The organism is Brucella sp. RRSP16, from assembly GCF_052246815.1.
Lineage (GTDB): Bacteria > Pseudomonadota > Alphaproteobacteria > Rhizobiales > Rhizobiaceae > Brucella > Brucella intermedia.
In genome coordinates, this window is the sequence record NZ_JBQQAM010000006.1 from 241,941 (window position 1) to 265,271 (window position 23,331).

Consider the following 23,331-nt stretch of genomic DNA (forward strand, 5'->3'; position numbering starts at 1 on the left):
AAACCGTGGGGATAGGCATCAACAGGGGGAGGCTCTGCATAGGCGAAGCCGTTCCTACTCCGCCGCCTCTGAACTGCGCTTGGGGCGGCGTTCCAGCAGTTCCTTGAGGAAGTGGCCGGTATAGGAGCGCTTCTCCTTCACAATGTCTTCCGGACGGCCCACGGCGACAATCTCGCCGCCGCCATCGCCGCCTTCCGGTCCAAGATCGATCACCCAGTCGGCGGTCTTTATGACTTCCAGATTGTGCTCGATCACCACGACTGTGTTGCCCTGTTCCACCAGCTCGTGCAGCACTTCCAAGAGCTTCGCCACGTCATGGAAATGCAGGCCGGTTGTCGGTTCGTCCAGAATATAGAGCGTGCGGCCCGTCGCGCGGCGCGACAGTTCCTTGGCAAGCTTCACGCGCTGCGCTTCGCCGCCTGAAAGCGTCGTTGCCTGCTGGCCGACCTTGATATAGCCGAGGCCCACCTTGACGAGCGTTTCCAGCTTGTCGCGCACCGCAGGCACGGCGGAGAAGAACTCCGCACCTTCCTCGACAGTCATATCCAGTACTTCGGCGATGGACTTGCCCTTGAACAGGACTTCCAGCGTCTCGCGGTTATAGCGCTTGCCGTGGCAGACATCGCAAGTCACATACACATCCGGCAGGAAGTGCATCTCGATCTTGATGACGCCATCGCCCTGGCAGGCCTCGCAGCGCCCGCCCTTCACGTTGAACGAGAAGCGGCCCGGCTGATAGCCGCGTGCCTTGGCTTCCGGCAGGCCCGCAAACCAGTCGCGGATTGGCGTGAACGCGCCGGTATAGGTTGCCGGGTTGGAGCGCGGCGTGCGGCCAATCGGCGACTGGTCGATATCGATCACCTTGTCGAGGAATTCCAGCCCTTCGATACGGTCATGCTCTGCCGGATGCTCGCGCGAACCCATGATGCGGCGCGAAGCGGCCTTGAACAGGGTTTCGATCAGGAAGGTGGACTTGCCGCCGCCTGAAACGCCGGTAACAGCAGTGAAGGTGCCGAGCGGAATATCCGCCGAGACATTTTTCAGGTTGTTGCCGCGCGCGCCCACCACGCGAATGCGCTTGGACTTGGAAATCTTGCGGCGTTCCGCCGGGACGGCAACCTCCATCGCACCCGACAGATATTTGCCGGTCAGCGAGTTTGCATTGGACATCACGTCCTGCGGCGACCCTTGCGCGATGATCTTGCCGCCGTGGACACCAGCCGCCGGGCCGATATCGACCACATAATCAGCGGTCAGGATCGCATCTTCATCGTGTTCGACCACGATGACCGTGTTGCCGAGATCGCGCAGATGGCGCAGCGTGTCGAGAAGGCGGGCATTGTCGCGCTGATGCAGGCCGATGGACGGCTCATCCAGCACGTAGAGCACGCCGGTCAGCCCGGAGCCGATCTGCGAGGCAAGACGGATGCGCTGGCTTTCACCGCCCGACAGCGTGCCGGAATTGCGCGCCAGCGTCAGATAGTCGAGGCCGACATCATTGAGGAACTGCAGGCGCTCGCGGATTTCCTTGAGGATGCGGGCGGCAATTTCGCGCTGCTTGTCGTTGAAGCTGCTGTCGATATCGCGGAACCAGGCATCGGCCTTGCGGATCGACATTTCGGTGATTTCACCGATGTGCTTCATGCCGACCTTGACCGCTAGCGCCTCCGGCTTCAGGCGGAAACCGTTACAGGCCGGGCAGGGCGTCGAGGCCATGAAGCGCTCGATATCTTCACGCGACCAGGCGGAATCGGTCTCCTTCCAGCGGCGTTCCAGATTGGGGATCACGCCTTCAAAAGCTTTCGTCGTCTGGTAGGAACGCAAGCCATCATCATACTGGAAGGTGATTTCCTGGCCCTTGGTACCGTAAAGAATGGCCTGCTGGGCCTCTTCCGGAATATCAGCCCATTTTGCGCCGATCTTGAAGCCATAGGCTTTGCCAAGCGCTTCCAGCGTCTGATTGTAATAGGGCGACGAGGATCGCGCCCACGGGGCAATCGCGCCGTCCTTCAACACTGCCGTTTCGTCGGGAACGATCAGGTTGGGATCGATGGCCTGCTGCGTGCCGAGGCCGTCGCAGGTCGGGCAGGCGCCGAAGGGATTGTTGAACGAGAACAGGCGCGGCTCGATTTCCGGGATGGTGAAGCCGGAGACCGGGCAGGCGAACTTTTCCGAAAACAGAATGCGTTCATGCGTTTCGTTGGCCGACTTGTTGGCAGCGCCGCCCTCAGCCGTTTCTTCAGGCGGCAGCGGCTTGTCGGCAAATTCGGCAACGGCCAGGCCTTCGGCAAGCTTGAGACAGGTTTCAAGGCTGTCGGCGAGGCGGGTCGAAAGGTCAGGCCGAACCACCACTCGGTCGACCACCACATCGATATCGTGCTTGTATTTCTTGTCGAGCGCCGGAACATCGGCGATTTCATAGAAGGTGCCGTCGACCTTGACGCGCTGAAAGCCCTTCTTCTGAAGCTCCGCCAGTTCCTTCTTGTACTCGCCCTTGCGGCCGCGAACGATGGGCGCGAGGATATAGAGGCGCGTGCCTTCCTCAACCGCCATGACGCGATCGACCATCTGGCTGACCGTCTGGCTTTCGATGGGAAGGCCGGTCGCCGGCGAATAGGGTACACCCACGCGCGCAAAGAGCAGGCGCATATAGTCGTAGATTTCGGTGACGGTGCCGACCGTCGAACGCGGATTGCGGCTCGTCGTCTTCTGCTCGATGGAAATGGCTGGCGACAGGCCGTCGATCTGGTCGACGTCCGGCTTCTGCATCATTTCCAGGAACTGGCGCGCATAGGCCGAAAGGCTTTCGACATAGCGGCGCTGGCCTTCCGCATAGATCGTATCGAAGGCAAGCGAGGATTTGCCCGAACCGGACAAGCCTGTCATCACGATCAGCTTGTCGCGAGGCAGATCGAGATCGACATTTTTCAAGTTGTGTTCGCGCGCGCCACGTATGGAAATGAATTTCTGATCGCTCATTCCGCGTCCTGCCTGCTCATGATGCCATGGATAAACGGGCGCCGAATGGTGAAACCCGTCGCGCCGGTTTCTAATATGGGGTGGAACCCTCCGATAAGAAGGGGTCTCGGGTCATTCATCGGTGCACTCTTATCACTGGAACAAATATCGAACAACCAGCCTTCTGATAGGCGATACGAAATGTGAACGCAAGAGCGTTGACTGTCACTCCTGACAGGAGCAGACTGGCCTTGCTCGCTGATGGCGGAGAGGTGTCGTGGTGGGATGACGCGGCATCGGCAAGAGGTCCGCAGGAGGCGGGAAACCCAGTAGGGAGGTAAGGAGCATGAGTCCACCTGACTACGTTGCCTAGCTTTCACAACGATGAAAGCACAATCCATTTCGGTCGCGGCAGCATCTTTTCGCAAGGAATGATGCCTCGTTGACTGAAACTGCGATTGCCGAAAATCTGAATTTGCGCGGAAGGCAAATGACCGCGCGTCATCGCCGTCCGAAAATATCTGCTGGCGAATTATTGTCGGCACAAGAGCATTGCTCAAAACCCAAGCCCTGCGCGCCAAAGATACAGTGAGCGGCAGGGCTTTTTCCTGGAGCCCGATCCTATTCACACAGCGCCTGTGGCCGTCGCTTCAGGAAGGGTGGAGGGAAGGCCGATTTCAAATTAAGGCAGATGCAGTTTTTGGGCCTGAAATGTGCAAAACTGCATTTTCTGCACGGGAAACGGTGCAAAAACCCATGAAAATTTGTGGCGAACGCATGTCTTTTTCGTGTCGAAGGTTGCATTTTGAACAAAACAAGAACATAAACTCTGTGGACATTGACAAATTCACCGCGCCGGACTGAGCGCTCATTGAGCCAGTCCTGTAAGGTGAGCATATGAGTTTCTGGTGATGGCGCATCGCTGCGCCTGAGCTTTCAATTGGAAAGCGCCTCTTGTCCGTGCGAAGCTGTGCGGAAAGAGTGTGCATGCGAGACCCGGAGTAATTTTTCGATGGCTGGTAGCGTCAACAAAGTCATTCTGGTCGGCAACCTTGGTGCCGATCCGGAAATTCGTCGTCTGAACTCGGGCGACGTGGTTGCCAATCTGCGCATTGCAACGTCTGAAAGCTGGCGTGACCGCCAGACCGGCGAACGCAAGGACCGCACCGAGTGGCACAGCGTCGTCATTTTCAACGAGAACCTTGCCAAGGTCGCGGAGCAATATCTGAAGAAGGGCGCCAAGGTCTATATCGAGGGCGCGCTCCAGACCCGCAAATGGCAGGACCAGAACGGCAATGACCGTTACTCGACGGAAGTCGTACTTCAGAAGTTCCGCGGCGAGTTGCAGATGCTCGACAGCCGTGGCGAAGGTGGCGGTGAGGGCCGTTCGTTCGGCGGTGGCGGCAATCGCAACCAGATGTCGGATTATTCCGGTGGCGGCGGCGACTTCGGTTCGTCCGGCCCGTCTTCGGGTGGCGGCAGCGGCGGCGGTTTCTCCCGCGACCTGGACGACGAAATTCCGTTCTGAGTGCGCGTATAACCCAATTTATTAGTGAAATGCGATAAGGCGCTGTTTTACAGCGCCTTTTCTGTTTTTTTAAACTGATGTTCTGGCGTCCAAAACGGCAGAAATACCTGCGCCCGAAATTGGAGCATGATTCCGAAAAGGTGAACCGCCTATGCAGCGAAATCAGTCTATCGAACTGAATTCTGATCCTGCTTCGGTCGGATGAAAATCACGCCCAAACAATAGCTTGCGGCGGAATGGCGATTCAACTTGAAGCATCCCGCTGCCCGAGCGCCAGACTGCCGGAATGTCAGATCGATTGCAGCGAGACCCGCTTTTCAAGCAGGGCAGCGGCTTCTTTCCGTTCGCTGTAACGGTTCGTCAGATGGTCTGAAATACCGCGCGTCAGCAAGGTGAACTTCATCAGTTCTTCCATGACGTCGACTACGCGATCATAGAATGACGAAGGTTTCATGCGGCCGGCATCATCGAATTCCTGCCAGGCCTTGGCGACCGATGACTGGTTGGGAATGGTAATCATCCGCATCCAGCGACCCAGAATGCGCATCTGGTTGACGGCGTTGAAGCTCTGCGAACCGCCGGAGACCTGCATCAGGGCCAGTGTTCGCCCTTGCGTGGGGCGGATCGCGCCACCGGGCAGGGGAATCCAGTCGATCTGCGCTTTCATGACGGCACTCATCGCGCCATGGCGTTCAGGACTTGTCCAGACCTGCCCCTCCGACCAGAGCATCGCCTCGCGCAGTTCCTGCACCTTGGGGTGATCCGGCGTCCCATGGTCCGGCAAAGGCAGGCCATCGGCATGGAAAACGCGGGTTTCCGCGCCCATTGCATCAAGCAGTTGCTGCGCTTCCAGCGTCAGGAAACGGCTATAGGAACGTTCGCGCAACGATCCGTAGAGCAGCAGGATACGAGGCTTATGTTCCGGGAAAGGTGCGCGAAGAGCATTCTCATCCGGCAGGAGAAAGGATTTCCGGTCGAGGTTGGGCAAGTCTGCGGCAGTCATTTCCTTTCTCCATAGGTGACCTGCTCGCCATCTTCCTTGGTGAAGGATGCAACCGGGTTTTCCAGAATATCCAGAACCAGCTCGGAAGGGCGGCAAAGCCGGGTGCGCGCGGAGTTTCAACAATCGGCCGGTTGATCAGAATCGGATGGGCCATCATGAAGTCGATCAGTTCCTCATCAGTCCATTTCGGATCGGACAGGCCGAGCTCGGCATAGGGCGTACCTTTCTCGCGCAGCAGTTCGCGCGGCGTCAGATTCATCGCCGCAAGCAGGCCGACCAGACGTTCCCGCGTGGGCGGGTTCTGCACATATTCGACGATCACAGGCTCTTCGCCGCTCGCCCGGATCATAGCCAGCGTATTGCGCGAGGTGCCGCATTTCGGGTTGTGAAAAATAGTGACAGTCATCGGGAGTTTCCTGTTTGTGTTGCAGGCTTCTGATCGGCGCCGCGTTCATACCAGTCTTTGGAGCGGTTCACGATCCAGACGACCGACAGCATGACCGGCACCTCGACCAGAACGCCCACCACGGTTGCGAGCGCCGCGCCGGATGAAAAGCCGAAAAGGCTGATTGCAGCGGCGACGGCAAGTTCAAAGAAATTCGAAGCGCCGATCAGGGCCGACGGTCCGGCAACGCTGTGCTTTTCGCCGGACAGGCGGTTGAGAAGATAGGCCAGCCCCGAATTGAAATAGACCTGAATGAGGATCGGCACCGCCAGCATGGCGATGATGAGCGGCTGCGCGATGATCTGTTCGCCCTGAAAACCGAAGAGCAGGACGAGAGTGGCGAGCAGTGCCACAAGGGAGAGCGGTTGCAGTGTCTTCAGCAGCCTGTCGAGCGCGCTTTGTCCGCCACCCGCCAGCAGGTTTCGCCGGATGATCTGCGCAAGGATCACCGGAATGACGATATAGAGGACAACGGAAAGAACGAGCGTATCCCATGGAACCGTAATCGCCGAAAGCCCAAGCAGAAGCCCGACGATCGGAGCAAAGGCTATGACCATGATAGCGTCATTCAATGCGACCTGGGACAGGGTGAAGTGTGGCTCTCCTTTGGTCAGGCTGGACCATATGAAGACCATGGCCGTGCAGGGTGCCGCGGCAAGGATGATAAGGCCTGCAATGTAAGAATCGATCTGGTCGGCAGGCAGGTTCGGGCGGAAAAACCAGCCGATGAACAGCCATGCAAGAAGCGCCATCGAGAACGGCTTGACGGCCCAGTTGATGAACAGCGTGACGCCGATGCCCCGCCAGTGCCGACCGACTTGCCGAAGCGCGGCGAAGTCGATTTTCAAAAGCATGGGAATAATCATCAGCCAGATGAGAACGGCGACGGGAATATTGACCTTGGCAATCTCGGTGGAGCCGATAGCGTGGAACAGTGCCGGGAAAAGATGCCCCAGAGCGACGCCCGCGACAATGCAAAGGGCAACCCAGACAGTCAGATACCTTTCAAAGACAGACATCAGCGTTGCTCCACATGCCTTTCCATGTCGGCGTGAGGGTGTTTCTCATGGGCGACTGCCTGCCCGTGCGCGCGCCGGGCGCCAGTTGATACCGATTTGTCATTTTAACGTCCGTTGGGGTGAACTGGCGTCGCCAGAACATGGTTATTGAGCGGCGTCAGCCGTCTTGGGCTCGCAGCAAGGTGTCAGGCTTTGGAGCAGAGGCGCGCAGAGTTCGGCGCTGCCGCCGCAACAATCCTTGATCATGAAAAGCGTCAGTTCGCGAAACTGATCCAGATCCGCGCGATAGATGATCGAGCGGCTTTGCCGCTCACTCCTCACGAGACCAGCCCGTGACAGGGTGGCCAGATGGGCGGACATCGTATTTTGCGGAATGTCCAGCATACGGGCCAACTCGCCCGCCCTGATTCCGGCAGGTTCGTGTCGGACCAGCAATCGAAAGGTATCAAGCCTTGTCGATTGTGCGAGAGCGGCCAAAGCCAGGATTGCAGAGTCGTTTTCCATATATCCAGAATAATGGATATAACATGCACGTCAAGCTGCGATCTGGAGCGGCTATCCAGCAGTTAAGTCGTATGTCAGCGCGGTGATGCAAACGCAGCCCGGATAATGCCTAATCGGCCCAGAGGCTTAACCAAAATTGCATGGCGGACACCTCAGCTGTTTTCGTCATTCTCGATGGAGAACTCCATGCGATCCGCCGAAAATCGCGACAGGGAATATTGAATCGGTTTTCCGTCCGTATCGACGTTTACCGCACGCGCTGTCACGACGATGGCACCCGGAGAGAGTTTCAAGATTCTCAGGTCTTCCGGACCGGCATGACGGGCCGATATGACAGTTGATTTTCGCAGGTAATCGGCGATCCCCGCAGCCTTGAACGCAGCCGTTATCGAGCCGCTTTCAGCATAATCCTCTGCAAAGGAAGGAAAGCGCGCGGCATCGATCCAGTGAGTCGCAATCGAAATTGGATAACCATCGGCGTTGTGCATCGTTTCAAGCCGGATCACCTCGTCGCCCGCATGCAGTTCAAGCGCGTCCGCGACTTCCCGGGTTGCGATTTCCCTGCCTGAGGCCAGCAAAATCCCTTGCATTTCCCGCACTTGCGAAGCGAGCGACTGGGAAATGCGGGTGCGGCGTCCGATCTGGTAGGTGAGGCGCCTTGCGTTGGCGACGAAGGTGCCGCGTCCTTGCTCGGCTCGCAGTACGCCCTCCTGCGTCAGCGCTGCAATGGCGCTGCGCACCGTGTGGCGATTGACCCCGAACCTGTCGGCCAGTTCCATCTCGGCAGGCATGCGCGCGCCGGATTGAAGCTTACCCGCCATGATGTCGCCGCGTATCTCATCGGCAATCTGCCGCCAGATCGCAACGCCGCTGTTTCTCTCAATGTGTCTGGTCTTTGCCATCAACTGTCATCGTCCTGTCATTGGCAGGGTGTATTCATTCTGGTATTGTATAGTTGTCTATATAACTAGACAATTTAAAAGATCGCGTCAACAGGATTTGAAGGCAGGGAAGCTCATGTACGGTACGGAGCATGGTGCGAAGGGAGGCGGAGCCGGTTCCGCCACTGAAAGCAAAAAGGCACCGGATGCAGTGCAGCTCGCACGGCAGGCAAGCATGGCGGTTCTTGCGCGCGCCAGCGGCGAAGAATTGCAGGCCTTCTGGCAGGCATGGTCCGACAAGCCGGAATTTGAGGTTTTGCGCGGGCCGGAAACCGGCCTTGTGATGCTGCGCGGACGCATCGGCGGCGGCGGCGCTCCCTTCAATGTGGGCGAGGCGACCGTGACACGCGCCACTGTGCGGCTTTCCGATGGTTCGGTCGGTCACTCTTATGCGCTTGGCCGCGATCAGGAAAAGGCACGCCTTGCCGCTCTCTTCGATGCACTTTGGCTGGACGAAACCCGCCGCGACGCGGTGGAAACGCAGGTGCTGGGCGTCCTGCGCAAACGGCACGACGATGCCGACGCCACGCTGCGCGGCGAAGCGGCTGCTACCAAGGTCGATTTCTTTACAATGGTTCGGGGAGACAATTGATGCTTCCTTCTTCTCCAGCATTTGAAGGCGGTCTGGCTGATCCGGTGACGGATGCACAGTCGGTCTTTCATGCCGTCATGCACGCCATGGCCAATCCCGGCCGCATCTATCCGCTGGCCGCAGCGGCCACGCCACCGCAGCCATTGACGCCGGAACTGGGTGTTATCTCGGCAACCCTGCTCGACCATGATGCGACGGTGTGGTGCGATGCGGCGATAGCCGCCAATGAAGATGCAACCGCCTGGCTTACTTTCCACACCGGTGCGCCGCGTGTCGAAAATGCCGACGCCGCGCAATTTGCTCTCGTTAGCGATGTGTCGCGGCTGCCGTCCCTGGCCGATTTTTCGCAAGGCAATGCCGAGTTTCCTGATCGTTCCACAACCATCGTGCTGGCTGTCGCGTCGCTGAAAAGCGGGCAGGGCTTTGTGCTGAAAGGCCCCGGCATTGACGGCGAGCGCTCGCTCCACGTCGATGGTCTGCCCCAGGATTTCATCCAGCAATGGCGTGAAAACGGTGCGCAATATCCGCTTGGCGTTGATCTTGTTCTGGTCTGCGACGGCGCTGTTGCAGCACTTCCCCGCACAACCAGAATTTCTGCTCTGGAGGGCTGAAAATGTATGTTGCCGTAAAGGGTGGCGAAACGGCCATCCGCAATGCCCACCGTCTTCTCGATGACCGCCGTCGCGGCGACCGTTCGGTTCCAGCGCTTCGCCTAGACCAGATTGCCGAACAGCTGGCGCTGGCGGTCGATCGCGTCATGGCGGAAGGCTCGCTCTATGACCGTGAACTGTCAGCCCTTGCCGTGCGCCAGTCGCGTGGCGATCTGATCGAAGCAATCTTTCTGGTGCGCGCCTATCGCACCACCTTGCCGCGTTTCGGCTATTCCCGTCCGATGGAAACGGCGCAAATGCTGATCGAGCGCCGCATTTCGGCGACCTATAAGGATCTGCCGGGTGGTCAGCTTCTGGGGCCGACCTTCGATTATACCCATCGGCTGCTCGATCCCGATTTGGCTGGCGATGTGGCTGTGCCGGAACCGGAACTGCGCCCCGCAGAACCCGAAGAAACGCCGCGTGTGACCGATATTCTCGGTGTCAACGGCATGATCGAGGAAGACGGTTCGCTGCCAGATGGTCACGAACCGGGCGACCTGACCCGCGAGCCATGGACATTTCCCATGGAGCGCGACCTGCGCTTGCAGGCATTGGCGCGCGGCGACGAGGGCTTTCTGCTGGCGCTCGGCTATTCCACCCAGCGCGGCTACGGCAACAACCACCCATTCGTTGGCGAAATCCGCATTGGTGAAGTCGAGGTCGAGTTCGATGTGCCGGAGCTTGGCTTTGCCGTCTCGCTCGGTCGCGTACAGCTGACCGAATGCCAGATGGTCAACCAGTTCAAGGGTTCGGCCAAGCAGCCGCCGCAGTTTACACGCGGTTATGGGCTGGTGTTCGGCCAGAGTGAGCGCAAGGCCATGTCCATGTCGCTCTGCGACCGTGCGCTGCGCGTGCGCGAATTCGATACGGATGTGACCGCACCCGCACAGGATGAGGAATTCGTCATTTCCCATTCCGACAATGTGCAGGCGACCGGCTTCGTCGAGCATCTGAAACTGCCGCATTACGTGGATTTTCAGGCAGAACTCGAACTCATCCGCCGTATGCGTTCTGAGTATGAGGAAGCGCAGAACCCAACCAAGGAGGCCGCAGAATGAGCGATCTGGCCAATTACAACTTCGCCTATCTGGACGAGCAGACCAAGCGGATGATCCGCCGCGCCATTCTGAAGGCCATTGCCATTCCCGGCTATCAGGTGCCGTTTGCCAGCCGTGAAATGCCGATGCCTTATGGCTGGGGCACGGGCGGCGTGCAGGTGACGGCCTCGATCATCGGGCCGGATGACGTGCTGAAAGTCATCGACCAGGGTGCCGACGACACGACCAACGCCGTCTCCATCCGCGCCTTTTTCCAGAAGACGGCTGATGTTGCCGTCACCACCCATACGGGTGAGGCGACGATCATCCAGACCCGTCACCGCATTCCGGAATATCCGCTGAGCGAAGGGCAGGTGATTGTCTATCAGGTGCCGATCCCGGAACCGCTGCGTTTCCTTGAACCGCGCGAAACCGAAACCCGCAAGATGCATGCGCTTGCCGAATATGGCCTCATGCATGTGAAGCTCTACGAAGACATTGCGCGGCACGGCCATATCGCCAAGACCTATGATTATCCGGTTATGATCGAAGGCCGCTATGTGATGGCGCCTTCGCCGACGCCGAAATTCGACAATCCGAAAATGCATATGTCTCCGGCATTGCAGCTGTTCGGTGCCGGGCGCGAAAAACGCATCTATGCCGTGCCGCCCTATACGGATGTCGTGAGCCTCGACTTTGAAGATCACCCATTTGAGGTGCAGAAATTCAAGGAACCATGCGCACTTTGCGGCGCGAAGGGCGTCTATCTCGATGAAGTCGTGCTGGATGATCGCGGCGGCTCGATGTTCGTCTGCTCCGACACCGATTTTTGCGAAGACCGTCAGGCGAATGGCCATTTCGGCCATCTGGCAGCGAACAAGGAGGCCGCACAATGAGCGAGCAACCTCTACTGAGAGTGAACAGCCTGTCGAAATTCTACGGTAATCGTCGTGGCTGCGCGGATATTTCCTTCAATCTGTGGCCGGGTGAAGTGCTGGCCATCGTCGGCGAATCCGGTTCCGGCAAGACGACGCTGCTGAACAGTCTGGCAACCCGTCTGGAACCGACTTCCGGCACGGTTGAATACCGGATGCGCGACGGTGAATTCCGCGATCTCTACAAGATCGGCGAGGCGGAACGCCGCTTCCTGATGCGGACGGACTGGGGGTTCGTGCACCAGAACCCGGCAGACGGATTGCGCATGACGGTTTCGGCCGGTGCCAATGTCGGCGAGCGTCTGATGGCGGTCGGCGAACGCCATTATGGCAATATTCGCAACACGGCAACCGAATGGCTGGGACGTGTCGAAATTGCCTCCGACCGTATCGACGATCAGCCACGCGCCTTTTCCGGCGGCATGCGCCAGCGCCTGCAGATTGCCCGCAATCTGGTGACGGCGCCGCGTCTCGTCTTCATGGATGAGCCGACCGGCGGTCTTGATGTATCTGTGCAGGCGCGCCTTCTCGACCTTCTGCGCGGTCTTGTCAGCGATCTCGGCCTTTCGGTGATTATCGTGACGCATGATCTCGCCGTGGCCCGGCTTCTGTCCCATCGCATCATGGTCATGAAAGACGGCCATATTGTCGAGCAGGGCCTGACCGACCGCGTGCTGGATGACCCGCAGGCGCCTTATACGCAGCTGCTGGTGTCGTCTATTCTGCAATTTTAGTAAATTAAAACAGATGTTTATTGCATGTTGTTCCTAAATTAGCCGAACTTCATGCGTGAGGTGAAAAATGCCTATGTTGCAAACATCAGCCCCGCTTGCCGTCACCGGCGTTACCAAGACCTTCGTCATGCATTTGCAGGGCGGCATCGAACTTCCGGTCGTTCGCGGCGTGAATTTCGAACTGAATGCCGGTGAATGCGCCGTGCTTGGCGGGCCTTCGGGCGCGGGCAAAAGCTCGATCCTGAAGATGGTCTATGGCAATTACGCGGTCAATGGCGGCTCGATCATGATCCGCCATGCCGACAGGTTTGTCGATCTTGCCACTGCCGATCCGCGTGAAGTGCTGGCGGTGCGCCGCGATACGATCGGCTATGTCAGCCAGTTTCTGCGCACGCTGCCGCGCGTTGCGGCAATCGATGTGGTTGCCGAACCGCTGGTTGCGCGTGGCGTCGACCGTGAGACAGCGCTCAACCGCGCCCGCGAACTTCTGGCGCAGCTCAATCTTCCGGAAAGGCTGTGGGCCTTGCCGCCTGCGACCTTCTCGGGCGGCGAACAGCAGCGCGTGAATATCGCTCGCGGCTTCATCACCGATCATCCGGTATTGCTGCTCGATGAGCCGACAGCTTCGCTCGATGCGAAGAACCGCGCGGTCGTGGTGGACCTCATCAAGACCAAGAAGGAGCAGGGCGTCGCCATGCTCGGCATCTTCCACGATGAAGATGTGCGTTCGGTCGTTGCCGACCGGATCATCGACGTGACGGCTTTCTCTCCGCGGGGGCTCTCATGACCAAGCTCTCGGTAGAACCGCTGGTTCACGAAACGGCCATCGTCAGCGGCTGTACGCTCGGGCGCTATACCGAGATTGGCGAGCGCAGCCGCGTTTCGGAAACCGTGCTGGGCGATTATTCTTATCTCGGCGTCGATTGCGAAATCTGGTGTGCGGAGATTGGCAGGTTTTCCAATATTGCCAGCCACGTGCGCATCAATGCCACCAATCATCCGACATGGCGTCCGACACTGCACCATTTCACCTATCGCGCCGGTGATTACTGGCCGGAAGAAAAGGATGAGACGGAGTTTTTCGAGTGGCGTCGCGGCAACGCGGTGAAGATCGGTCACGACACATGGCTCGGCCATGGCTCGACAATCCTTCCGGGCGTGACGGTCGGCAATGGTGCGGTTGTCGGTGCCGGAGCCGTGGTGAGCAGGGACGTCGCGCCCTATACGATCGTGGGCGGCGTGCCTGCGCGGCTCATTCGCGAACGCTTCGACGCTGCAACCGGAAATCGCCTTGACCGGCTGGCCTGGTGGGACTGGAGCCATGATCGTCTGCGCCAGGCGCTCGATGATTTCCGCACGCTCGATATCGAAGCCTTCCTCTCGAAATATGAAACAGCCGCCAACACAAATGCGGTCATGAAAGAGCTGTCCAATGGCTAATGAAATCGTTCTGAAAAACGCGCGGATCGTGCTCGCCGATGAGATTGTTTCCGGTTCCATCCTGATCCGGGACGGCAAGATCGCAGCAATCGACCACGGCAACAGCAATGGCGGCGACGACATGGATGGCGATTACGTCATCCCGGGCCTCATAGAGCTGCACACCGACCAGTTGGAAAGCCACTATGCGCCGCGTCCGAAGGTGCGCTGGAATGTCGATGCTGCCGTGCAGGCGCACGATGCGCAGGTCGCGGCCTCCGGCATCACCACGGTATTCGACGCGATGCGCGTCGGCTCCGACTATGACCGCGATTTCGTCGGCAAGGATATGCGCATGCTCGCCGACGCGATTGAAAGCGGCGTGCGCGAAAATCGCCTGCGTGCAGATCACTTCCTGCATCTGCGCTGCGAAGTCTCCTCTGCCGATTGCCTCGAAACATTCGAGCTTTTCGCGGATGATGACCGCGTAAAACTCGCATCCTTGATGGATCACGCACCGGGACAGCGGCAATTCGTTGATCTTGAGACCTATCGCACCTATTACATGCGCAAGATGAAGCTCACGGATGAGGAGTTCCGGGTGCATTGTGAAAAGCGCATGGCGGATTCGGACGCCTATTCGGCCAGACACCGCCGCTCCATCGCCGAACTCGCGGCAACGCGTGGCATCGTTCTGGCCAGCCATGACGATGCAACCAGTGCGCATGTCGATGAATCGCTCGATCATGGCGTGCGGATCGCAGAATTCCCGACCACGATGGAAGCCGCCAATGCTTCAAAGGGCGCTGGCCTTTCGATCCTGATGGGCGCGCCGAATATCGTTCGCGGTGGCTCGCATTCCGGCAATATCGCCGCGCGCGATCTGGTGGACAATGGCAGCCTGGATATCCTGTCGTCGGATTATATCCCGTTCAGCCTCATTCAGTCGGCATTCGGTCTGGCTTCCGGCGAACGCCCGATTGCGTTGCCGGATGCGATCCGGCTTGTGACCAAGAATCCTGCTGACGCGATGGCGATGGATGATCGCGGTGAGATTGCCATCGGCAAGCGCGCCGATCTGGTCCGTGTCCGTCCGAAGGGCGCAATCCCGGTTGTCCGCACCGTCTGGCGCGAAGGCGAACGGGTGCTCTGATGCAGATGCAATCCAACAGGCCGAAAGGCTGTTTCGTCGCCGTTGTCGGCCCCAGCGGGGCCGGCAAGGATACGATCATGGATGCGGCGCGTGTGGCTCTGGCGGGCGACACGCGTTTTCACTTTGTGCGTCGCATCATCACCCGCCCGCAAATGCCGGGAACGGAAGATCACGACAGTCTGGATGAAGCAGCATTTGCAAAATCGGCGGGCGAGGGCGCCTTCGCCCTGCACTGGCAGGCGCATGGCCTGAGCTACGGATTGCCGAAATCGCTGGAGGATGAAATCGCGGACGGAACGGTGGTGATCGCCAATGTTTCACGCCGGGTTCTGGGCGATGTTCGCAGGCTCTACCCGTCGCGCTCGGTGGTCGTGATTACGGCCCGGCCGGAAGTTCTGGCCGAGCGGCTCGCATCGCGCGGCCGCGAAAGCCGGGAGGAAATCGTCGCGCGGCTTTCACGGGAAGTCAGCTTCGATGACGGTGCGGGCGATGTTGTCACAATAGACAATTCCGGCGAAGTCGGCCTGTCCACAAAAGCCTTCCTGCGTCACCTGGAGGAAATCAGCGTCAAAACAGTCGCTTAGATAAGGTTTTTGTAGCAATATCTAAATTTACACAAACGTCATGGGGCTTTCATTGCAGTGTCATGGAAGCCATTCAGAGTAAGCATGAATGGAGACGAATTCATGCTTCAACTGAAAAACATAACGCGCCGCTATAATGACAAGGTGGCGGTTTCGGGTGTGGACCTCGAAATCGAACCGGGCACGTTTGTGGGAATTATCGGGCGCTCGGGCGCAGGCAAGTCGACGCTTCTGCGCATGATCAATCGCCTTGTCGAGCCTTCAGAGGGAACCATCCACTGGGATGGCCGCGATGTTACCGGGCTAAAAGGCTCGGGCCTGCGGGACTGGCGTGCGCAATGCGCGATGATTTTCCAGCATTTCAATCTGGTCGACCGTCTGGATGTTCTGACCAACGTCCTGATGGGCCGTCTGAACTATGTTTCGACGCCGAAATCGCTCCTGCGTATCTGGAGCGATGAGGAGCGCCTGATCGCGCTTTCAGCCTTGCAGCAGTTCGACATTGCGCATCTTGCAGCGCACCGCGCGGACGAGCTTTCGGGTGGCCAGCAGCAGCGCGTGGCGATTGCCCGCGCGCTCGTGCAGCAGCCGCGCATCATCCTCGCCGACGAGCCGATTGCATCGCTCGATCCGCGCAACACGCGCAGCGTCATGGACGCCCTGCGCCGCATCAATCGCGAATACGGCATCACGGTTCTCTGCAATCTGCACTCGCTCGATATTGCGCGCAGCTATTGCGACCGTCTCGTCGGCATGTCCGCCGGCAAGATCGTATTCCGCGGCACACCGTCGATGCTGACAGATATGGCATCACGCGACCTTTACGGCATGGAAGCCGCTGACGTCATCGATGCCGATGAGCAGTTGGACGCACCGATGCCGATGCCAGTTCCGCAGTCGGCCGAAGCCGTTCTGCGCCAGCTTTCCGCCTGAGCGCACAAAGCTCCGGAAAAGAAACACGCTCCAAACTCAGGATTAACAGGAGATACCCATGCTTAACCGTAGAACCTTTCTGGCGGCTGTTGCGCTCACCGCTACGATGACCTTCAATGCCCAGGCTGCCGACTGGAGCAAGGACTATCCGGAAATCGTTCTGGGCGTTATCCCGGCTGAAAACGCCTCGACCACTTCCGACCGTTATGCGCCTCTGGCTGCCTATCTCGGCAAGGAACTCGGCACCAAGGTAACGCTGCGCGTCGCCAACGACTATGCAGCCGTCATCGAAGGACAGCGCGCCGGAAACATCCAGATCGCATTCTATGGCCCGGCTTCCTACGCCCGCGCCGTCATGACCGGCGTTGAAACCACGCCGCTCGTCAACCAGCGTCACGACACCGGCGTCAACGGCTATTATTCGGTCGTTTATGTTCGCGCCGACAGCCCGTACCAGAAGATGGACGACCTGAAGGGCAAGACCATTGCTCTCGTCGATCCGAACTCGACCTCGGGCAACAACGCACCGCGCTTCTTCCTCAACCGCGAAGGCTATAGCGTCGATACGTTCTTCGGTAAGAACTTCTTCGCCGGCAGCCACGAAAACGCAGTTCTCGCTCTGGCGCAGGGCACCGCCGATGCCGCTGCCAACTCCTGGAACTCGGAAAACGATTCCAACCTGACCCGCATGGTCAGCCGCGGCGTTCTGAAGGATGCCAACGGCAAGGAACTGACGAAGGACGACTTCCGCATCATCTTCAAGTCGGACTTCCTTCCTGAAGGCCCGTTCGCCGTTCTCAGCACCCTGCCGGATCAGCTGAAGGCCGATATCAAGCAGGCTTTCCTCGACATGCCGAAGAAGGACAAGGCTGGCTTTGACGCTCTTTCCGATGGCAAGGATCAGGAATTCGTAGCCACCGAAGCCAAGGACTATGAGCCGATCATCGAAATGCTCAAGTTCAACGACAAGGCTCGCAAGTCCTGATCCGTGAGAAATTGAAGTGCCCGGAACGTAACCCGTTCCGGGCATTTTTTTAGGGCAGGATTTCGAAAGGTTTTCGGGATCAGGCTTGATCAAAGGAATTTCGCATGACGGTATCCTCACTCGACGGCAGTGGAGCAAAAAGCCTGCTCGCCGATTACCGCAGGGAAGTCGGCAAACGGCGGCTCTATGGTATCGCGCTTCTCCTTGCGCTTGTCCTTGTCGCCATTGCCGCCTCCGTCGTTGCCGATGTTCGGCCCGGCACCCTGGTCGAAAATCTCTTTCGCTTCACAAGCTATCTCGGCCGCATTCTGCCGGATCTGACCATCGCCAATTTCTGGGGCGACCTCGCCGCCTGGTACTGGAACCTCGGCGGCTGGCTCAAGATGCTGTTCGAGACGCTGCTGATCGCCTATCTGGCGACATTGATCGGGGCGGTCGTCGCTTTCGCTGCATCCTTCGCAGCCTCATCCAACATGGCCCCCAATTCGACGATTCGCTTCATCGTCCGTCGCGGGCTGGAATTGTTGCGCACTGTTCCGGAAATCGTCTTCGCGCTGCTTTTCGTCATCGCCTTCGGCCTTGGGCCGATGGCCGGTGTACTGGCGCTGATGCTGCACACCACAGGTGCGCTGGGCAAGCTGTTCTCCGAAGTCGTCGAGAATATCGACATGCGCCCGGTGGAAGGCATTCGCGCATCCGGCGGTTCCGGCCTGCAGGTCATCCGCTTTGCCGTATTGCCGCAAGTGGCCGCGAATTTTGCTTCCTATGGCCTGCTGCGCTTTGAAATCAACGTGCGCGGCGCTTCCGTCATGGGTTTTGTGGGGGCAGGCGGTATCGGGCAGGAACTGCTTACTTCCATCCGCCAGTTCTATTACAGCGATGTCAGCGCCATTCTGCTTCTGATCATCGTGACGATCGTCGTGATCGATCTTGTCACCCAGCGCGTGCGTCACGCACTGCTTGGCCGTATTGGTTGAGGAGAGAACTATGACCGATATTGCACAAAGTCTCTCCCGCGAAGCACACGCGCACGAAAAGGAACTGAGGGCCGAATATGCCGATCTGTTCGGCAATGGGCGCACATGGCGCAATCTGGCGATTTTAACCGCAGCGCTTATCGCTTCGGTCTGGTTCGCCTTCTACTGGCTCGATTTTTCACTGCTGCGCATTCTGAACGGCCTTGGTCGCCTCGGCGATTTCGCGCTGATGATGATGCCGCCATCCTCCGGCGGGCGTTTCAGCCTTTACCTGTGGTCGATGATGGAAACGCTGGCGATTGCCTATCTCGGCACGTTGCTGGCCGCGATCCTCGCCTTTCCGTTCGGCTTTCTGGCGGCGAAGAACATCATTCCCAATGTGTTCCTGCATTTCGGCATTCGCCGCTTCCTCGACACCATTCGCGGCGTCGACACGCTTATCTGGGCGCTGATCTGGGTGTCGGTCGTGGGGCTCGGACCGTTCGCCGGCATTCTTGCGATTGCCTGCTCGGACTTCGGTGCTTTCGGCAAGCTGTTCTCCGAAGCCATTGAAGGCGCGGACAAGAAGCCGGTCGAAGGCGTCGTCTCATCGGGCGGCGGCAGGCTGCACGGCTATCGTTTCGGCGTGTTGCCGCAGGTTCTGCCGCTCATCGGCAGTCAGGTGCTTTACTTTTTCGAGTCAAACACGCGTTCGGCGACAATCATCGGCATTGTCGGGGCAGGCGGCATCGGCGCGCATCTGGCCGAACAGATCAAGGTTCTCAACCTTCAGGACGTTTCCTTCCTGATCATCATGATCCTGATCGCTGTTGCCCTCATCGACTGGTTCTCGTCGAAGCTCCGTCACGCCATGATCGGCAAGAAGGCACAGAGGTCGGCTTAACCACTGATAAGTGTCTTGATGCCGTCAGCCACGAACTGAACGGCAAGCGCTGCCAGAATGACGCCGAGAAGGCGAGTGAGGATGGAACGGCCGGTTTCGCCAAGAAACCGGTCGACGCGCTCTGCCAGCAGCAGCACAAGATAGGTGATGAACAGGCAGACGAAGATGACCCCGAGAAGGGCCGCTTTCGGCCCTACGCCTTCAAAGGAATTTGACGTCAGCACGATAGCCGAGATCGCACCCGGACCGGCAATCAGCGGAATGGCGAGCGGGAAGGCGGCGATATTGCGGATGTGATCCTTGGTGATCGCAACCTCGGCGCTCTTTTCCTTGCGCTCCGTCCGCTTCTCGAAGATCATTTCAAAGGCGATCCAGAAGAGGAGCAGACCACCCGCGACGCGGAACGCGCCGATGGTGATGCCGAACATGCCGAGTATCTGCGCGCCCGCAATGGCAAACAGCGCCATCACGATAAAACCGATGATGGAGGCGCGAAGCGCAACCTGTCCGCGATGGTGCCGCTCCATGCCCGGCGTCAGCGCCAGGAACAAAGGCGCCAGCCCGGGCGGATCGATTGTAACAAGCAGGGTGACGAAGGCGCTGAAAACCGTATCGTAGAACCCCATACTGCACGCGCCCTTCCTGTTGGCATGTTATGCTCGATCGGATACATGGATTGTAGACGATCACGAGCACATGGTCGATGCAAAGCGCGAGGTCGGGCAACATCGTTGCTCAATCTTTATGTGAATATCTTTTAAGTCATTGAATTGACGTGCGGAAATAGCCCGCCGAAAAGGTCGTGAAATTGGCGTTTTTTGCTGGTTTCCGTTATAAAGTGACTTTATCGATTCTGTTGAGAAAGAAATCTGAATAGTGTCAGATCAAACGCCTCCACCCGGTTCCGACGATATGAATGGTGGCCCAAACGGCGGCCCTAGCGGTATCGAACCGATTTCCATCATCGAGGAGATGCAGCGCTCCTATCTCGATTACGCGATGAGCGTTATCGTGAGCCGTGCGCTGCCCGATGTGCGCGACGGCCTGAAGCCCGTGCATCGCCGCATTCTCCACGCCATGAACGAAATGAACCTCGCCTATAACCGCCCGTACCGCAAGTCGGCGGGTGTGGTCGGTGAGGTGATGGGTAAGTACCACCCGCATGGCGACGCCTCTATTTATGACGCCCTCGTGCGTATGGCGCAGGATTTTTCAATGCGCGATCCGCTGGTCGACGGGCAGGGCAATTTCGGCTCCATCGACGGCGATCCGCCGGCGGCGATGCGTTACACCGAATGCCGTCTGGAAAAGCTTTCCGAATCCATCCTGTCGGATATCGACAAGGATACGGTCGACTTCCAGGACAACTATGACGGTCGCGAGCAGGAACCTGTGGTCATGCCTGCGCGCTTTCCGAACCTGCTCGTCAATGGTTCGGGCGGTATCGCTGTCGGCATGGCGACCAACATTCCGCCGCACAATCTGGGCGAAGTGATCGACGGCTGCGTTGCGCTGATCGACAATCCGGCCATTGAACTGGCGGAACTGATGGAAATCATTCCGGGACCGGACTTCCCGACCGGCGGCATCATCCTTGGACGTTCCGGCATCAATTCCGCCTACACGACCGGGCGCGGTTCGGTGGTCATGCGCGGGCGCGCCACGATCGAGCCGATGCGCGGCGACCGCGAAGCCATCATCATCACCGAGATACCTTATCAGGTGAACAAGGCTTCGATGATCGAGAAGATGGCCGAACTGGTGCGCGACAAGCGCATCGAAGGCATTTCCGATCTGCGCGATGAGTCCGACCGCGAAGGCTATCGCGTCGTGGTGGAACTCAAGCGTGACGCCGTTGCCGATGTGGTGCTGAACCAGCTTTATCGCTACACGCCGCTGCAAACCTCGTTTGGCTGCAACATGGTGGCGCTGAACGGCGGCAAGCCGGAACAGCTTAACCTGCTCGACATGCTGCGCGCCTTTGTCGTCTTCCGCGAGGAAGTCGTGACGCGCCGCACCAAGTTCCTGCTCAACAAGGCGCGTGACCGCGCGCATGTGTTGGTCGGTCTTGCAATCGCCGTCGCCAATATCGATGAGGTCATCGCGCTTATCCGCCGCGCTCCCGATCCGACGACGGCGCGCGAGCAGTTGATGGAACGCCGCTGGCCGGCGGCAGATGTGGCACCGTTGATCCGTTTGATCGACGATCCGCGCCACACCATCAATGAAGATAACACCTACAACCTCTCCGAAGAACAGGCTCGCGCCATTCTCGATCTGCGTCTGCAGCGCCTCACCGCGCTTGGTCGCGACGAAGTGGCGGACGAACTGAACAAGATCGGCGAGGAAATCCGCGATTATCTCGACATTCTCGGTTCGCGCCTGCGCGTGATGACCATCGTCAAGGAAGAGATGATTGCGGTTCGCGACGAGTTCGCAACCCCACGCCGCACCGAAATCGGTTTCGGCGGCGCCGAAATGGATGACGAAGACCTGATCGCCCGCGAGGATATGGTCGTCACCGTCAGCCATGCGGGCTACATCAAGCGCGTGCCGTTGACGACCTATCGTGCGCAGCGCCGCGGCGGCAAGGGCCGCTCCGGCATGGCGACGAAGGACGAGGATTTCGTCACGCGCCTGTTCGTGGCCAATACGCATACGCCGGTTCTGTTCTTCTCCTCGCGTGGCATCGTCTACAAGGAGAAGGTCTGGCGTCTGCCGATTGGCACGCCGCAGTCGCGCGGCAAGGCGCTCATCAACATGCTGCCATTGCAGCAGGGCGAGCGCATCACCACCATCATGCCGCTGCCCGAGGATGAGGATTCCTGGGCAAATCTGGACGTCATGTTCTCGACCACGCGCGGTACGGTTCGCCGTAACAAGCTGTCGGACTTCGTTCAGGTCAACCGCAACGGCAAGATCGCGATGAAGCTCGAGGACGAGGACGATGAAATCCTCTCGGTCGATACGTGTACGGAATTCGACGACGTGCTTCTGACCTGCGCCGGTGGCCAGTGCATTCGCTTCCCCGTTACCGATGTGCGCGTCTTTGCGGGCCGCAACTCCATCGGCGTGCGCGGCATCAATCTGGCGGATGGCGACAAGGTCATCTCCATGGCGATCCTGCATCACGTCGATGCGGACGCGGCTGAGCGCTCGGCCTACCTGAAGCGTTCGATTGCCGAACGCCGTGCCCAGGGCGCAGATGACGCGGATGATATCGTGGTGGTTGGCGAGGAGGTCGGAAACGAAACCGAGCTCAACGAAGAACGCTATCAGGAGCTGAAAGCGCGCGAACAGACTGTGCTGACGGTCAGCGAATATGGTTACGGCAAGCGCTCCTCGTCCTACGAGTTCCGAGTTTCCGGCCGTGGCGGCAAGGGCATCCGCGCCACCGATACGTCGAAGACCGACGAAATCGGCAAGCTCGTCGCCCTGTTCCCGGTCGAGGCAAGCGACCAGATTCTGCTCGTTTCGGACGGCGGACAGCTTATCCGCGTGCCGGTTGACGACATCCGCATTGCCGGACGTTCCACCAAAGGCGTCACGATCTTCAATACGGCGGACGGCGAAAAGGTCGTTTCGGTCGAACGCATTTCCGAAACGGACAGCGACGAAGAAAACGGCGGTGAGGGCGATGCGTCGCCGGAAGGTGAAGCACCGGTCGCGGGCACCGAAGAATAAGCTGAAAGCCCGGGTCAGGCGGTTTTGCGGCGGATAATGCAACAAGACAACGGAACCGGGCTTTCGGTACAGATCAATGAAAAAGGCCGATGGCGGGAACCATCGGCCTTTTTCAGATGCCAAGACTGGAGGAATTGGCGATCACACAAACTCTTTTCCAGCAAGCTCCAACGCTATCGCGTGAGCTCAGCTGTTAATACCTAGCGCGAACGCATGTTGCGCAGAGTATTGATGTCGAATGCGACATGACGCACGCGCTGACGCTTGGCTTCATTCTCTTCGAGAAGCAGTATGATTGCCGAAGCTGCCATTGCGACCATCATGGATAATGCCAGAAGAAAGATCATCATCGTGTTATCCTTTC

22 protein-coding genes and 2 pseudogenes are annotated in these 23,331 nt (G+C 58.7%); 15 read left to right on the forward strand and 9 right to left on the reverse strand.

Annotation, left to right across the window (positions count from 1 at the left end; genetic code table 11):
• Positions 1-54: 54 nt before the first annotated feature.
• Together uvrA and ACS5UA_RS11870 are read right to left on the reverse strand one after the other, a co-directional pair.
• Positions 55-2,979 carry an excinuclease ABC subunit UvrA gene (gene uvrA / locus ACS5UA_RS11865; protein WP_443101328.1) on the reverse strand — a complete coding sequence of 975 codons (2,925 nt, stop codon included), beginning with the start codon at positions 2,977-2,979 and terminating at the stop codon, positions 55-57.
• A 115-nt stretch (positions 2,980-3,094) separates the two neighbouring features.
• Positions 3,095-3,306 (reverse strand): annotated as a pseudogene (locus ACS5UA_RS11870) (hypothetical protein).
• Between the two features lie 664 nt (positions 3,307-3,970).
• Here ACS5UA_RS11870 and ssb point away from each other — a divergent pair.
• Positions 3,971-4,486, forward strand: a complete 516-nt coding sequence (ssb, locus tag ACS5UA_RS11875; RefSeq protein WP_006470425.1) for a single-stranded DNA-binding protein — start codon at positions 3,971-3,973, stop codon at positions 4,484-4,486.
• A 289-nt stretch (positions 4,487-4,775) separates the two neighbouring features.
• Here the strand turns inward: ssb and arsH are convergent, their stop codons facing one another.
• The 5 genes and pseudogenes from arsH to phnF all read right to left on the reverse strand — a co-directional run bounded on the left by arsH (position 4,776) and on the right by phnF (position 8,362).
• Positions 4,776-5,489 carry an arsenical resistance protein ArsH gene (arsH, locus tag ACS5UA_RS11880; RefSeq protein WP_006470426.1) on the reverse strand — a complete coding sequence of 238 codons (714 nt, stop codon included), beginning with the start codon at positions 5,487-5,489 and terminating at the stop codon, positions 4,776-4,778.
• Positions 5,486-5,895 (reverse strand): annotated as a pseudogene (arsC, locus tag ACS5UA_RS11885) (arsenate reductase (glutaredoxin)). The gene arsH and the pseudogene arsC overlap by 4 nt, the downstream one beginning before the upstream one ends.
• Entirely contained in the window at positions 5,892-6,953 is a 1,062-nt protein-coding gene (gene arsB, locus ACS5UA_RS11890) for an ACR3 family arsenite efflux transporter (protein WP_006470427.1), read from the reverse strand. The pseudogene arsC and the gene arsB overlap by 4 nt, the downstream one beginning before the upstream one ends.
• A gap of 144 nt (positions 6,954-7,097) precedes the next feature.
• Complete coding sequence (locus ACS5UA_RS11895; RefSeq protein ID WP_021585114.1) at positions 7,098-7,457, reverse strand: ArsR/SmtB family transcription factor; 360 nt, start codon at positions 7,455-7,457, stop codon at positions 7,098-7,100.
• 152 nt (positions 7,458-7,609) lie between these two features.
• The gene (gene phnF / locus ACS5UA_RS11900) at positions 7,610-8,362 is read right to left on the reverse strand and encodes a phosphonate metabolism transcriptional regulator PhnF (protein WP_031346017.1); all 753 of its coding nucleotides are present in this window, start codon (positions 8,360-8,362) and stop codon (positions 7,610-7,612) included.
• Positions 8,363-8,474: 112 nt separating this feature from the next.
• Between phnF and phnG the strand changes: the two genes are divergently transcribed.
• The 13 genes from phnG (at position 8,475) to phnE (ACS5UA_RS11965) (ending at position 19,283) form a co-directional block, all read left to right on the forward strand.
• Entirely contained in the window at positions 8,475-8,990 is a 516-nt protein-coding gene (gene phnG, locus ACS5UA_RS11905; protein WP_006470431.1) for a phosphonate C-P lyase system protein PhnG, read from the forward strand.
• Positions 8,990-9,601, forward strand: coding sequence for a phosphonate C-P lyase system protein PhnH (phnH, locus tag ACS5UA_RS11910; protein ID WP_006470433.1), 612 nt, complete (start codon positions 8,990-8,992; stop codon positions 9,599-9,601). Before phnG ends, phnH begins: the two co-directional genes overlap by 1 nt.
• Before the next feature lie 2 nt (positions 9,602-9,603).
• Positions 9,604-10,701, forward strand: a complete 1,098-nt coding sequence (locus ACS5UA_RS11915) for a carbon-phosphorus lyase complex subunit PhnI (protein ID WP_443101329.1) — start codon at positions 9,604-9,606, stop codon at positions 10,699-10,701.
• Entirely contained in the window at positions 10,698-11,576 is an 879-nt protein-coding gene (locus tag ACS5UA_RS11920; protein WP_063882380.1) for an alpha-D-ribose 1-methylphosphonate 5-phosphate C-P-lyase PhnJ, read from the forward strand. The genes ACS5UA_RS11915 and ACS5UA_RS11920 overlap by 4 nt, the downstream gene beginning before the upstream one ends.
• Entirely contained in the window at positions 11,573-12,349 is a 777-nt protein-coding gene (phnK, locus tag ACS5UA_RS11925; RefSeq protein ID WP_443101330.1) for a phosphonate C-P lyase system protein PhnK, read from the forward strand. Before ACS5UA_RS11920 ends, phnK begins: the two co-directional genes overlap by 4 nt.
• A gap of 73 nt (positions 12,350-12,422) precedes the next feature.
• Positions 12,423-13,136 carry a phosphonate C-P lyase system protein PhnL gene (phnL, locus tag ACS5UA_RS11930; protein WP_063882376.1) on the forward strand — a complete coding sequence of 238 codons (714 nt, stop codon included), beginning with the start codon at positions 12,423-12,425 and terminating at the stop codon, positions 13,134-13,136.
• Positions 13,133-13,789 carry a DapH/DapD/GlmU-related protein gene (locus tag ACS5UA_RS11935; RefSeq protein ID WP_022568701.1) on the forward strand — a complete coding sequence of 219 codons (657 nt, stop codon included), beginning with the start codon at positions 13,133-13,135 and terminating at the stop codon, positions 13,787-13,789. The genes phnL and ACS5UA_RS11935 overlap by 4 nt, the downstream gene beginning before the upstream one ends.
• A complete protein-coding gene (locus tag ACS5UA_RS11940; RefSeq protein WP_006466784.1) occupies positions 13,782-14,921 on the forward strand; it encodes an alpha-D-ribose 1-methylphosphonate 5-triphosphate diphosphatase in 1,140 nt (379 codons plus the stop codon). The genes ACS5UA_RS11935 and ACS5UA_RS11940 overlap by 8 nt, the downstream gene beginning before the upstream one ends.
• 5 nt (positions 14,922-14,926) lie before the next feature.
• On the forward strand, positions 14,927-15,505 hold the full coding sequence (gene phnN, locus ACS5UA_RS11945; RefSeq protein ID WP_063882431.1) for a phosphonate metabolism protein/1,5-bisphosphokinase (PRPP-forming) PhnN: 579 nt from the start codon (positions 14,927-14,929) through the stop codon (positions 15,503-15,505).
• 102 nt (positions 15,506-15,607) lie between these two features.
• The gene (gene phnC, locus ACS5UA_RS11950; RefSeq protein WP_031346027.1) at positions 15,608-16,438 is read left to right on the forward strand and encodes a phosphonate ABC transporter ATP-binding protein; all 831 of its coding nucleotides are present in this window, start codon (positions 15,608-15,610) and stop codon (positions 16,436-16,438) included.
• 58 nt (positions 16,439-16,496) lie between these two features.
• Entirely contained in the window at positions 16,497-17,423 is a 927-nt protein-coding gene (phnD, locus tag ACS5UA_RS11955; protein WP_006470444.1) for a phosphonate ABC transporter substrate-binding protein, read from the forward strand.
• A gap of 104 nt (positions 17,424-17,527) precedes the next feature.
• Positions 17,528-18,400, forward strand: a complete 873-nt coding sequence (gene phnE / locus ACS5UA_RS11960; RefSeq protein ID WP_063882375.1) for a phosphonate ABC transporter, permease protein PhnE — start codon at positions 17,528-17,530, stop codon at positions 18,398-18,400.
• A gap of 10 nt (positions 18,401-18,410) precedes the next feature.
• Positions 18,411-19,283 (forward strand): phosphonate ABC transporter, permease protein PhnE, encoded by an 873-nt coding sequence (phnE, locus tag ACS5UA_RS11965; protein WP_063882373.1) that lies wholly within the window; start codon positions 18,411-18,413, stop codon positions 19,281-19,283.
• On the opposite strand, the gene ACS5UA_RS11970 is transcribed toward phnE (ACS5UA_RS11965), so the two are convergent.
• Entirely contained in the window at positions 19,280-19,909 is a 630-nt protein-coding gene (locus ACS5UA_RS11970; RefSeq protein ID WP_025089551.1) for a MarC family protein, read from the reverse strand. The genes phnE (ACS5UA_RS11965) and ACS5UA_RS11970 overlap by 4 nt on opposite strands.
• 286 nt (positions 19,910-20,195) lie before the next feature.
• Here ACS5UA_RS11970 and gyrA point away from each other — a divergent pair, with 286 nt between their 5' ends.
• On the forward strand, positions 20,196-22,967 hold the full coding sequence (gyrA, locus tag ACS5UA_RS11975) for a DNA gyrase subunit A (RefSeq protein ID WP_063882429.1): 2,772 nt from the start codon (positions 20,196-20,198) through the stop codon (positions 22,965-22,967).
• A 200-nt stretch (positions 22,968-23,167) separates the two neighbouring features.
• Here the strand turns inward: gyrA and ACS5UA_RS11980 are convergent, their stop codons facing one another.
• Positions 23,168-23,317: a hypothetical protein gene (locus tag ACS5UA_RS11980; protein ID WP_006466792.1), complete on the reverse strand. Its 150-nt coding sequence runs from the start codon at positions 23,315-23,317 to the stop codon at positions 23,168-23,170.
• Positions 23,318-23,331 lie beyond the last annotated feature (14 nt).